This window comes from Roseibium denhamense (assembly GCF_009711415.1).
Taxonomy (GTDB): domain Bacteria; phylum Pseudomonadota; class Alphaproteobacteria; order Rhizobiales; family Stappiaceae; genus Roseibium; species Roseibium denhamense.
Genome location: NZ_SMLZ01000101.1, coordinates 43,666 through 55,006 on the forward strand (window position 1 = coordinate 43,666; position 11,341 = coordinate 55,006).

The 11,341-nt window shown below is 57.6% G+C and carries 12 protein-coding genes; 9 read left to right on the forward strand and 3 right to left on the reverse strand.

Annotated elements, in window-relative coordinates; all coding sequences use genetic code 11:
- Positions 1 to 157: 157 nt before the first annotated feature.
- The 5 genes from topA to rpmG all read left to right on the forward strand — a co-directional run bounded on the left by topA (position 158) and on the right by rpmG (position 6,772).
- A complete protein-coding gene (gene topA, locus E1180_RS07510; RefSeq protein ID WP_155190554.1) occupies positions 158 to 2,875 on the forward strand; it encodes a type I DNA topoisomerase in 2,718 nt (905 codons plus the stop codon).
- 62 nt (positions 2,876 to 2,937) lie between these two features.
- Complete coding sequence (rnr, locus tag E1180_RS07515) at positions 2,938 to 5,211, forward strand: ribonuclease R (protein WP_155190613.1); 2,274 nt, start codon at positions 2,938 to 2,940, stop codon at positions 5,209 to 5,211.
- Positions 5,211 to 5,681 carry a DUF983 domain-containing protein gene (locus E1180_RS07520; protein WP_155190555.1) on the forward strand — a complete coding sequence of 157 codons (471 nt, stop codon included), beginning with the start codon at positions 5,211 to 5,213 and terminating at the stop codon, positions 5,679 to 5,681. The genes rnr and E1180_RS07520 overlap by 1 nt, the downstream gene beginning before the upstream one ends.
- Complete coding sequence (locus E1180_RS07525) at positions 5,681 to 6,427, forward strand: NUDIX hydrolase (protein ID WP_155190556.1); 747 nt, start codon at positions 5,681 to 5,683, stop codon at positions 6,425 to 6,427. The genes E1180_RS07520 and E1180_RS07525 overlap by 1 nt, the downstream gene beginning before the upstream one ends.
- A 177-nt stretch (positions 6,428 to 6,604) precedes the next feature.
- Positions 6,605 to 6,772, forward strand: coding sequence for a 50S ribosomal protein L33 (rpmG, locus tag E1180_RS07530; protein WP_155190557.1), 168 nt, complete (start codon positions 6,605 to 6,607; stop codon positions 6,770 to 6,772).
- Between the two features lie 59 nt (positions 6,773 to 6,831).
- Here rpmG and E1180_RS07535 read toward each other — a convergent pair whose 3' ends face one another.
- Positions 6,832 to 7,215 carry a YybH family protein gene (locus tag E1180_RS07535; RefSeq protein ID WP_155190558.1) on the reverse strand — a complete coding sequence of 128 codons (384 nt, stop codon included), beginning with the start codon at positions 7,213 to 7,215 and terminating at the stop codon, positions 6,832 to 6,834.
- A gap of 12 nt (positions 7,216 to 7,227) precedes the next feature.
- Positions 7,228 to 7,638, reverse strand: a complete 411-nt coding sequence (locus tag E1180_RS07540) for a YybH family protein (protein ID WP_155190559.1) — start codon at positions 7,636 to 7,638, stop codon at positions 7,228 to 7,230.
- 94 nt (positions 7,639 to 7,732) lie between these two features.
- Between E1180_RS07540 and E1180_RS07545 the strand changes: the two genes are divergently transcribed.
- On the forward strand, positions 7,733 to 8,149 hold the full coding sequence (locus E1180_RS07545) for a winged helix-turn-helix transcriptional regulator (protein WP_425280906.1): 417 nt from the start codon (positions 7,733 to 7,735) through the stop codon (positions 8,147 to 8,149).
- Positions 8,150 to 8,671: 522 nt separating this feature from the next.
- Here E1180_RS07545 and E1180_RS07550 read toward each other — a convergent pair.
- Positions 8,672 to 9,046, reverse strand: coding sequence for a response regulator (locus E1180_RS07550; protein WP_155190560.1), 375 nt, complete (start codon positions 9,044 to 9,046; stop codon positions 8,672 to 8,674).
- A gap of 136 nt (positions 9,047 to 9,182) precedes the next feature.
- Here E1180_RS07550 and E1180_RS07555 point away from each other — a divergent pair, with 136 nt between their 5' ends.
- From E1180_RS07555 to E1180_RS07565, 3 genes are all read left to right on the forward strand, one after another.
- Positions 9,183 to 9,482 (forward strand): DUF3572 domain-containing protein, encoded by a 300-nt coding sequence (locus tag E1180_RS07555; protein WP_155190561.1) that lies wholly within the window; start codon positions 9,183 to 9,185, stop codon positions 9,480 to 9,482.
- Positions 9,475 to 10,152 (forward strand): hypothetical protein, encoded by a 678-nt coding sequence (locus tag E1180_RS07560; RefSeq protein ID WP_208996997.1) that lies wholly within the window; start codon positions 9,475 to 9,477, stop codon positions 10,150 to 10,152. Before E1180_RS07555 ends, E1180_RS07560 begins: the two co-directional genes overlap by 8 nt.
- Before the next feature lie 96 nt (positions 10,153 to 10,248).
- Positions 10,249 to 11,341, forward strand: a 1,093-nt coding sequence (locus E1180_RS07565; protein ID WP_155190616.1) for a DNA polymerase IV, incomplete at its 3' end; no start/stop codon positions are given.

An 11,341-nucleotide genomic window follows, 5' to 3' on the forward strand; every position in this document is an offset into this window, starting at 1 on the left:
GTCAGTGGATAACTGCTATCGGAACAAGGCGGCTTGACCCGAAAGCGGCAAAGGTCCATTTGACAGGCGACGCGCGATCCTTGATCGTCTGCGCCACAAAATCACGTGTCTCTACCGGAACGGAAAGCCATTCCGGGCAAAAAGCATTTGGGTAAGAATGAACGTCGTCATTGTGGAATCGCCGGCAAAAGCCAAGACGATCAATAAATATCTTGGCTCTGATTACACAGTCCTGGCCTCCTATGGCCACGTGCGTGATCTCCCGCCCAAGGACGGCTCGGTGCAGCCGGATGACAACTTCTCTATGAGCTGGCAGGTCGACAGCAAGTCCCAAAAGCGCCTGACCGAAATTGCCAACGCCGTTAAAGATGCCGACCGTCTCATTCTCGCAACCGACCCCGACCGCGAGGGAGAAGCGATTTCGTGGCATGTGCTGGAAGTCCTACAGAAGAAACGCGTACTGAAAGACAAACAGGTCGAGCGCGTGGTGTTCAACGCGATCACCAAGCAAGCCATTCTGGAGGCGATGGACAATCCGCGCCAGCTGGACACACCGCTGGTCGATGCCTATCTCGCCCGCCGCGCGCTGGACTACCTGGTCGGGTTTACCCTGTCGCCCGTCCTTTGGCGCAAACTGCCCGGCGCCCGCTCAGCCGGACGCGTGCAATCCGTCGCCCTGCGGTTGATTTGCGACCGCGAGATGGAAATCGAGACCTTCAAACCGCAGGAATACTGGTCGATCTTCGCCAATATGAAGACACCGGCCGGCGACATGTTCCAAGCCGGTCTCACCGGATTTGACGGCGAGAAAATCGGCCGCCTCGACATCAAGACCGGCAACGACGCAAAAATCATCAAGACCATGCTGGAAAGCGCCAGCTTCAAGGTCGACAGTGTGGCGTCCAAACCGGCCCGGCGCAATCCGTCTGCCCCGTTCACCACATCAACCCTGCAGCAGGAAGCGTCCCGCAAACTCGGCTTTGCGGCCTCGCGCACCATGCAGGTTGCGCAGAAGCTCTATGAGGGCATCGCGATTGGCGGCGAAACCTCCGGCCTCATTACATATATGAGAACGGACGGTGTCTCGATTGCAGGTGAAGCCATTGCAGCTGCACGCTCTGTCATTGCCAAGGATTTTGGCGACAAATACGTGCCTGAAAAGCCCCGCGCCTATTCCTCCAAGGCCAAGAATGCTCAGGAAGCGCACGAGGCCATCCGCCCGACTGACCTGTCCCGCAAGCCCAAGGACGTCGCGCCGTTCCTCGATCCGGACCAGGCAAAGCTCTATGAGCTGGTCTGGAAGCGCACAATGGCCTCCCAGATGGAATCTGCCGTCCTGGAACGGACAACAATCGAAATCGTTGCCGACGGCTCCGGAAAGCGCGCCAATTTGCGCGCCACCGGTTCGGTTGTCCGTTTTGACGGTTTCCTGGCGCTCTATCAGGAGAGCAAGGACGATGAAGAGGATGAGGGCTCCAAGCGTTTGCCTGCTGTCGACAATGGCGCGCCGCTGACAGCCGCGTCCGTTGACGGTAAAACCGACGCGATTGAGAGCTCCCAGCACTTCACGACCCCGCCGCCGCGCTACACCGAGGCGAGCCTCGTCAAGAAGATGGAAGAACTGGGCATCGGCCGGCCATCGACCTATGCCTCCACGCTCCAGACCTTGCGCGACCGCGACTATGTGGAGCTGGAAAAGAAACAGCTCGTGCCCCAGGACAAGGGCCGGATCGTTACCGCGTTTCTTGAGAGCTTCTTCAAACGCTATATCGAATTCGACTTTACTGCGAGCCTGGAAGAGCAGCTCGACAAGATCTCGGCGGGTGAACTGACATGGACGGACGTCTTGCGTGATTTCTGGACAGCGTTCTCCGGCTCGGTCGATGAGATCAAGGACCTTCGCGTCTCGGAAGTCATCGACTCTTTGAACGAACTGCTCGGGCCGCATATTTTCCCGCCAAAAGAGGACGGATCAGACGCCCGCAAATGTCCGTCTTGTGACACCGGCCAGCTGTCGCTGAAAGTCAGCCGGTGGGGTGCCTTCATCGGCTGCTCCAACTATCCAGAATGCGGCTATACGCGCCAGCTTGGAAAGCCGGGCGGTGAAGATGGCGAGGCGGATGACGGACCGAAAGTCTTCGGAACCGATCCGGAGACCGGTTTGGACGTCTCCTTGCGCACCGGCCGTTTTGGTCCTTATGTGCAGCTTGGTGAGGAAGCCAAACCGAAACGCGCGTCATTGCCGAAAGGCTGGTCCGCAGCGGATATGGATCTTGATAAAGCCCTCCAGCTTCTATCGCTGCCGCGCGAGGTCGGGCCGCACCCGGAGGACGGGGAAATGATCACGGCCGGTATCGGGCGGTATGGCCCGTTCGTCCTGCACGCTGGCACTTATGCAAACCTGTCAACGCCTGACGAAGTCTTTTCCGTGGGGCTGAACCGTGCGGTTGATGCCCTTGCGGAAAAACGCGCGAAAGGCGGAGGCCGCCGCGGGGCTGCGGCCACACCTTTGAAAGAACTGGGCGAGCACCCGGACGAAGGCGGCGCGGTCAACGTTTATGACGGCCGGTATGGCCCTTATGTGAAGCACGGCAAGATCAACGCGACATTGCCAAAGGAGACCGACCCGCAGGCGGTAACGCTGGAACAGGCGCTTGAACTGATCGCGGCCAAGGCGGCAAAGGGCGGGGCCAAGAAAAAGGCAGCTCCCAAAAAAGCGGCCGCCAAAAAAACGACGGCTAAAAAGGCCAAGGCAGCAGATGGCGAGGAAAAAGCCGCCAAGAAGCCTGCGGCCAAGAAGACCGCAGCTAAGAAACCGGCGAAAGCCAAGGTGGACGCCTCTTCCGAAGAAGTTCCCTGGGACGACGCGTCTTGAGCGCCAAACGGATCAACACGCGCAAGCACACCAAACGCAAACATGCCAAGGTTCCCGGCGAGATGCCCTCCCGGGAAGACATTCTGGCATTTGTAGCCGACAATCCGGGCCGGGCCGGCAAGCGGGAAATTGCCCGTCATTTCGGGATTATCGGCGGGGCGCGCATCCACTTGAAGAAGATGCTGAAAGACCTTTCCGAGGAAGGTCTTTTGGAAAAGCGCAACAAGCGCATGATCCGGCCGGGAGATCTGCCGCCTGTCTTCGTCGCCAATCTGATCGCCCGTGACCGGGATGGCGAACTGCTCGGCACTCCGGCTGATTGGGATGATGAAGCCGGCGATCCGCCCAAAATCCTGATCCTCACCGGCAAGACCAAGGCCACACAGCCGGGTGTGGGTGACCGGGCGCTGATCCGCCTGTCAGAAGCCGACGCGGGCCCAGAAGCAGAGCACGCCGCACGGGTGATCAAGGTGCTGGAAAAGCGCCAGGGCGCGATTTTGGGGATCTTGCGCAAGCGCGACGGGGAGCGCCCGCCCTATTTGGAGCCGATAGACCGCAAACAGCGCGAACTCGATGTCGATGCGCGGGAAATGAAGGATGCCGAAGACGGCGATCTGGTGAGCGTTCAGGTGACCCGTTCGGGCCGGTACGGTCATCCCCTCGCCTCTGTCGTAGAGCGTTTCGGCTCCATGAACTCGGAAAAGGCCGTTTCCGAGATTGCGCTTCAGTCCCATGGCATTCCGCATGTGTTTCCGAATGCGGTTGAAGACCAGGCAGAGAGCGCACAGCCGGTCGACAGCCTTGGAAAGCGGGAAGACTGGCGGCAAATCCCGCTGATCACCATCGACCCGCCGGATGCCAAGGATCACGATGATGCGGTCTATGCCGAACCTGATGCGGATCCGGACAATGATGGCGGGGTCGTCGTCTATGTGGCGATTGCGGATGTCGCCCATTATGTGACGCCCGGTTCGCCCATGGACCGTGAAGCGCATCTTAGGGGCAATTCGGTTTATTTTCCGGACCGGGTCATCCCGATGCTGCCGGAGCGCATTTCCAATCAGCTGTGCTCGCTCCGCGAAAAAGAAGACAAACCGGCGATGGCCGTGCGCATGGTCTTCGACAAGACCGGACGCAAGAAAACCCACACGTTTCACCGGGTGCTGATGCGCTCGGCCGCAAAACTCTCCTACCTGCAGGCCCAAAAGGCGATTGACGGCACGCCGGACGATAAGACCGGAACACTTCTTGAAGGTGTCCTGAAGCCGCTTTGGGCCGCCTACGGGATCCTGAAAAAGGGGCGGGACGCAAGAGAGCCGCTGGAACTGGATCTTCCAGAACGCAAGATAAAGCTCAAGCCGGACGGCACGGTTGATCAGGTCTATGTGCCTGAACGGCTGGATGCGCACAAGCTCATCGAAGAGTTCATGATCCAGGCGAATGTGGCCGCAGCGGAAACCCTGGAGAAAAAGAAAACCTCCCTTCTCTACCGTGTGCACGATGCGTCGACCCCGGAAAAGCTGGAGAGCCTCAAGGACTTTCTGTCCACCATCAATATGAAACTGCCGTCCTCCGGTGGCCTTCGCCCTGCGGTGTTCAACGGGATCCTTGCAAAGGTAAAAGACACACCGCAAGCGCATCTCGTGAATGAAGTCGTGCTCCGCAGTCAGGCGCAAGCCGAGTACACACCGGCAAACATTGGTCATTTCGGGCTAAATCTACGCCGTTACGCTCATTTCACATCGCCGATCCGCCGGTATGCCGATCTGATCGTGCACCGGGGCCTCATCTCAGCCCTAGGGCTTGGCAATGATGGCTTGCCAGAGGGCATCGAAGCGAAACTGGAGATGATCGGCGCGGAGATTTCGGCCGCCGAACGCCGGGCCATGCTCGCCGAACGGGACACCATCGACCGGCTAATTGCCCTCTGGATGAGCGATCAGGTGGGGGCTACCTTTCGCGGCCGCATTGCCGGTGTCGTCAAGTCCGGCCTGTTCGTGCGGCTGGAAGACAGCGGCGCCGACGGGTTTGTTCCCGCCTCGACCATCGGGCTCGATTACTACCGCTACGACGAAGGGTCGCACGCGTTGGTGGGTGACAAGACCGGCGAGACCTATCAACTTGGGGACCAGGTAGAGGTCAGGCTGGTCGAGGCAGCGCCATTTGCTGGCGCCTTGACATTTGAACTGGATAGCCCCGGAAGGATAGCCGGGAAGCAGATCCGCAAAGGAGCGCCGAAAACGCGGCGGGGACCGCCCAGAGGCGGCAGCCAGCCAGCGCGTTCTTCGGGCAAGCCCAAGGCCTCTCGTACACGAAACAGTCGCAAGAGGCCCTAATGTCTGTCCGGTATGAGATTGGAGATCACCCCGAAGATGCCGGCGAGGATACGGCAAAACCAAAACGCCCGGTGATCCCGGCCATGCTGCGCGGTGCGTCGGGACGCTGCATGAAGTGCGGCGAAGGCCGGCTGTTCGAAGGTTTCTTGAAGGTACGCGATACCTGCAGCAGCTGCGGTGAAGAGTTTCATCATCACCGCGCCGATGACGCCCCTCCCTACTTCAACATGACAATCGTCGGTCACATCATTGTCCCTGCCCTTTTGATTGTCGAAGTCATGTGGCGTCCTGCGATTTGGGTTCATATGGCCCTTTGGATCCCGTTGACCCTGATCCTTGCATTCGGATTGATGAGGCCGGTAAAAGGTGCGTTGATCGCGCTCCAATGGGCGCTCTACATGCACGGTTTTGATCCGGACGCGGAAGACGACCTTCCGGTCCCCGATCCCGCGCTTCAGGACAGGCGTTGATGAGCAAGACCCTTGCGCAAAAACTGGCAAAAGACGAAAACGCCGGAGATTATCCCTACATACGTCCAAGGGACGCGGCGACGCTGCTGATCCTGGACCGGAATACGGGCGGAGATGTCCGTCTTCTCATGGGCCGCCGGCACAAGCGCCACACATTCATGCCGGGAAAGTTCGTTTTTCCGGGAGGCCGCGTGGATCCAACGGACTCCAGGATCCGGAATGTCCTTCCCTATGACCCGGCGGTGCAGGCCAAGCTTTCCACCGATCTGAAACGCCTCAAGTCGGACGCCAGGGTGAGAGCCTTTGCGCTTGCCGCCATCCGGGAGACCTACGAAGAGGCCGGTATTTTCGTTGGCCAGAAGAGCACCGGTCCTCTGAAGAACCTCGGCCACGGGTTCGAAGCATTTTCAGAACGCGGCATTCAGCCGGATCTCAGCGGCCTGAGGATGGTGGCAAGGGCGGTCACCCCCACCAAGCGCCCGCGGCGCTTCGACACCCGTTTTCTGGCCGTCTGGGCGGATGCTATCGCCGACCGGCTGCCCGATGGCCGGGGGCCGTCTGGGGAGCTGGAAGACTGTGCCTGGCTGACATTCGACGAAGCCCGCGCGAAAGACCTGCCGTTTATCACCCTGAAGATCCTCGGCGATCTGGAAACGCGGCTTACCGAAGATCCGGACCTTCACCCCTCAACACCTGTTCCGTACTACTTCTTCAAGAACGGCGCGTTTGTCCGTGAAGAAATATGATTGCCGCGCTTTCCAGGTTCACTGGAAATCATTGCCGGATCTCACCGTAACTCTTGACTTTCCCGCGCCGATGAGTAGGTTGCGCGCTGATTTCAGACATTGGGGCAGATTCCTCGCCAGCCAATCTGGCCATGAGACACTTTTGCCCGTGACAACCTAAGAACAGGATCCAAGGCCATGGCCAAGGCGACAACAATCAAGATCAAGCTGCTCTCCACGGCGGACACTGGCTTCTTCTACGTAACCAAGAAGAACTCCCGTACGATGACCGAAAAAATGGTCAAAAAGAAATATGACCCGATTGCAAAGAAGCACGTCGACTTCAAGGAAGCCAAGATCAAGTAATCTTGGATCATCCGGTAAAAAAACCCGCCGTTTCCGGCGGGTTTTTTTGTGTTTCAGTTTCAGGAAACGGGTGGCGGCCCAAGCGGACAATCTATGAAAAATCCCCAGCCTCCATTCGGCAGACGCCGAACGACTTCTGTGGATTTCCCTTCGCCCAAAAGGTTGCCCTCAGTATCCTCAAATCGCCAGTCATGCTGCAAAAGTGCGATGTCGCCGCACTCTTGGACACCAGTCACTGTGTTATGCACCTTCGGCCGTCCGGCAATCAAACTGCCAAAAATCTCACGGACAGCCTGGTGGCCGTGCTTGGGAGCTTCTTCGGGCGGAAAACAAATAACGCACTCCGGATGAAAGAGGGAGACTATTCCATCCAGATCGCCCTCTTCCATGTAAGCTCCGACATACAGGCCAACTTCATGCGGATGTTTTGCAATTCTCATCATGACCAATTTCCTTCACAAAAAATCCGAGGCCAAGGCATCTGGCGGTGTGTTGTCCATGTCAAAGACAACCTTCCAGTCTCCCGCAGTGTCTTTTTCGAAGACCAACGCAACCCGGCCCGTGTTCCCACCAGCGGATGTCGCGCAATCACTTTCCAAAAAATATTTTCCGTAAAGAACCGCCATCGCGCCATTCAGAAGATGACCTTCTTCTTGAAACCGCATCCGCCCTTCAATCAGTTCAAAGGCTGATTTGAACCAGGACTGGATTTGCTCCGGTCCGCGCATCAACGGGGACTGTGCATTGGCATAAACGCTGTGCGGCCCATAAACGCTGATCAACGCGTCCAAATTTCGCGTGTTAAATGCGTCAAGCCAAGTCTCCATGGCCGCGCGCACCTTGCCCAGGTCTTCTAAAGTCTGCATCTTCAAGCTTCCTTCCGTTGTAAAAGAGCGTTTCCGCTCAGACGGATACTCATATATTCAGCACAAGAGCGCCGTGTAAGGAGGCATTAAAAAAGTGGCTAGTGACCTGCAGGTAACCGCTGATCCGGTCGAAACGATCTTGCGGGAAATCGACCAATCCGCCGAAACCGGCGGCAAGAGCCCCTGCCCGGTCCGGGATGTGCTGGACAGAACCGGTGACAAATGGAGTGTTCAGGTTCTGCTCCGGCTATCAAAAGGCCCGGAACGGTTCAATGCTCTCTTACGCACAATCGCCGGCATCTCACAGCGTATGCTGACGGTAACCCTGAAAGCCTTGGAGCGGGACGGACTTGTTACGCGAAAAGTGTTTGAAACCCGCCCGCCGTCGGTGGAATACACATTAACGCCGCTTGGCGTTTCTCTCATCCAGCATCTGGCAGGACTTGCCGATTGGGCTATCCGGGCCGAAGCACAGATCAGTGCGAACCGGAAGGCCTATGATGGTGGATGACCGCTTGAATTTCCCAAGAGCTTGAATGGCTTCCACACACATCTAGCCGACAATGAACATGCTGCAACTTCCCAACAAGCGCTCGTGAACCTGCAAAGCGGTCCATAGGAACGCTCCGCTAGCGCGGTGAGCATGACTGTTCGCATGTGGGGATTAGTGGTCGGCGGGAACACGGCATTCGAGGAGGCCACTCATCGGCCGGTTCCCTGCCGACCTGCCCCACGGACCCAGGAGATGCGGCGGACCTGAGCACTCCGAGGGGAAACTCTTACGAGCCGATCGCAAACAATTACGGCGTCTCATAATCAGGAACGCTCCTGACAATCGCACACTACCTTATTGTTGCCCGAATGCAATAATTTCTGAAAAATATACACAGAAACAATAAGATTTTAGTAAACACGTAACCATATTGTGAAGCACAATCGATGCCTCCGCCAATGATTCGGCCTTGAAAGACTGTGCAAAGAACACGGGCACCACGCTTAACAGCACGCCCCGGACAGCGCTGCTTGCGGTGCTTTATCCGGCTTCGCCCAGGAACCCGCGCACGGTTTCAAGAAACTTTGCCACCGAAATAGGTTTGGAGATATAGGCCTCACACCCGCCCTGGCGGATACGCTCTTCGTCGCCCTTCATGGCAAAGGCTGTCACGGCGACAATCGGGATCGAGGAGATATCCTCGTCTTCCTTGATCCACTTAGTCACTTCAAGGCCTGAGACTTCCGGAAGCTGAATGTCCATCAAGATCAGATCCGGCCGGTGATCACGCGCCAGCTGCAGCGCCTCGATGCCCGTTCTTGTCTGCAAGGTGGCGTAGCCGTGCGCTTCGAGCAAATCATGAAACAACTTCATGTTCAGCTCGTTGTCTTCCACGATCAACACGGTTTTTGCCATATGCCCGGCCCTTCACCCGGCCCCTTGCCGGTCTCATATTCTTGGCGATTGGTCTACAAAGCGCCGTAGAACCCCTACCCCATCTGGATTAGGCTCCTTCTAACCCGGAATCGTTTCAGAAAGGCAAAAAAACACAATGAAAAAAATACCCGGCAAGTCATTATCCGTTGAAGAAGCTCAAGGAATTGCCACCGAAGCGCTTCTGCAGCTCAGCCGGGACCCCGAGCAAATCGGCCGATTTCTGGCGTTTTCCGGAATTGGCCCGGATATGATTCGCTCTGCGGCGCAAGAGCCCGGATTTCTTGCCGGCGTTCTTGAGTTCTATATGTCGGACGAGGCACTTTTGCTCGCCTTTTGCGAAAATGCCGGGATCCGCCCGACCATGATCGCAGCGGCCCGCTTCACCCTTTCGGGAGGCGAATTCGAAAATGCCTGAACCCACCCCCGTGCATCCCGATGCCTTGGCACAAATACGCGCGCTTGAACCCGCGCAGCGGCCGTTGATCATCTGTGATGTCGATGAAGTCATCTTGCACATGATCAAGCATCTGGAGGCCTTCTTGGCCGGACAGAACCTGACCTTCCTGTGCCATGAGTACAGGCTGACCGGCAACATTGCCGAGGTTGGCGCATCGGCCCCCCTCAAGGAACTCAAGGTCAAAAAGCTGCTCCAAAACTTCTTTGATGAGATCTGCCATCAGCAGGAACTTGTCGAAGGCGCCAGCGAAGCGTTGTCAGGCCTTGCTGAAAACTGGGACATCGTGCTTTTGACGAACCTTCCGGGCGGGCATAACAAACCGGCGCGGGAAGCATTGCTGCGGCAATTCGGAGTGCCTTTTCCGGTTGTGACGAATGAAGGCCCCAAAGGCGGGGCAGTCGCAGCGCTTGCAAGCCACAGCACGGGACCAGTCGTCTTCATCGATGACAGCCCCTCCAATCATGCCTCGGTCAATGCCAGTCTTCCTGCAAGCACACAGGTCCAGTTCATTGCCGACGAAAGGTTCAAGGCTAGCATGACGAAGGCCGATCACGTCGCGCTTTTGACCAGCGATTGGCAGCAGACATCCGCTTTCATCGGATCTATCCTTCAACGGGAAGCTGGCTGACCTCCACCGCCCATTGCCGTTATCCGGTCGGAAAGATCAAAAGTGAACAGTGGCACTCGTCCAGTTAAGGCCCTTTGCCGGGATTGCGGCGCGCGGATGGCGCCCGAAGTGAGCCGGTGTCCGTCCTGCGGCAGCCCGAGGCTGGTCCGCCATGCCGAGCTGGATACGCTTTCGATTGCGCATATTGATTGTGATGCCTTTTTTGCCGCCGTGGAAAAACGGGACAACCCAGACCTTCAAGACAAACCGGTCATTGTTGGAGGCGGTCAGCGCGGAGTTGTGTCAACCTGCTGCTACATTGCCCGCATCTATGGGGTGCGCTCGGCCATGCCCATGTTCAAGGCGCTGGAGGCCTGTCCGGACGCGGTGGTCATCAAGCCGAACATGGAAAAGTATGCTGCGGTTGGAAAAGACATCCGGCACCGCATGCAAGCGCTCACGCCGCTGGTGGAACCGCTTTCGATTGATGAGGCGTTCCTCGACTTGACCGGAACGGAACGGCTCCATCACGCCACCCCTGCAGAGACACTTGCCGCGTTCATCCGGGAAATCGAGGCAGATATCGGCATCTCGGCGTCAGTAGGACTGGCGCCCAACAAGTTCCTGGCCAAACTCGCATCGGACCTTGAAAAACCCCGAGGCTTCTCTGTGATCGGAGCGGAGGAGGCAAAATCAGTCCTTTCGGACATGCCGGTCGGCCGTATTTGGGGGGTCGGCAAGGTCTTTCAGAAAAAACTGGAGAAAGACGGCATCCGGACGATCGGCCATCTGCAGGCCATGGAGGCTGCTGATCTCGCCCGGCGGTACGGCACAATCGGGCTGCGGCTCGCCAAGCTGTCCCACGGTGACGATGACAGGATCGTCAAGCCCTCGCGCGAGACCAAAAGTGTTTCCAATGAGACCACGTTCCGGACCGACATCTCAGAGTTTGCGGTCTTGAAACCGATTTTGCGGGATTTGTCGGAAAAGGTGTCTCTCCGGCTCAAAAAATCAAATCTTTGCGGCCGGGGCATCACGCTGAAGCTGAAGACGGCGGAGTTCAAAACCATCACCCGGGCCCGCCATCTGAACGATCCGACCCAACTGGCGGACAAGATTTTTGGTGCTGGCGCCGCCCTTCTTGAAAACGAAACGGACGGGCGCCGCTTCCGGCTGATAGGGATCGGCGTGAGCGACCTGGCTGACGCTG

Coding starts and splice junctions, on each gene's coding strand:
- topA (WP_155190554.1), top strand. CDS start 158: ATGAACGTCGTCATTGTGGAATCGCCGGCAAAAGCCAAGACGATCAAT.
- rnr (WP_155190613.1), top strand. CDS start 2,938: ATGCCCTCCCGGGAAGACATTCTGGCATTTGTAGCCGACAATCCGGGC.
- E1180_RS07520 (WP_155190555.1), top strand. CDS start 5,211: ATGTCTGTCCGGTATGAGATTGGAGATCACCCCGAAGATGCCGGCGAG.
- E1180_RS07525 (WP_155190556.1), top strand. CDS start 5,681: ATGAGCAAGACCCTTGCGCAAAAACTGGCAAAAGACGAAAACGCCGGA.
- rpmG (WP_155190557.1), top strand. CDS start 6,605: ATGGCCAAGGCGACAACAATCAAGATCAAGCTGCTCTCCACGGCGGAC.
- E1180_RS07535 (WP_155190558.1), bottom strand. CDS start 7,215: ATGATGAGAATTGCAAAACATCCGCATGAAGTTGGCCTGTATGTCGGA.
- E1180_RS07540 (WP_155190559.1), bottom strand. CDS start 7,638: ATGCAGACTTTAGAAGACCTGGGCAAGGTGCGCGCGGCCATGGAGACT.
- E1180_RS07550 (WP_155190560.1), bottom strand. CDS start 9,046: ATGGCAAAAACCGTGTTGATCGTGGAAGACAACGAGCTGAACATGAAG.
- E1180_RS07555 (WP_155190561.1), top strand. CDS start 9,183: ATGAAAAAAATACCCGGCAAGTCATTATCCGTTGAAGAAGCTCAAGGA.
- E1180_RS07560 (WP_208996997.1), top strand. CDS start 9,475: ATGCCTGAACCCACCCCCGTGCATCCCGATGCCTTGGCACAAATACGC.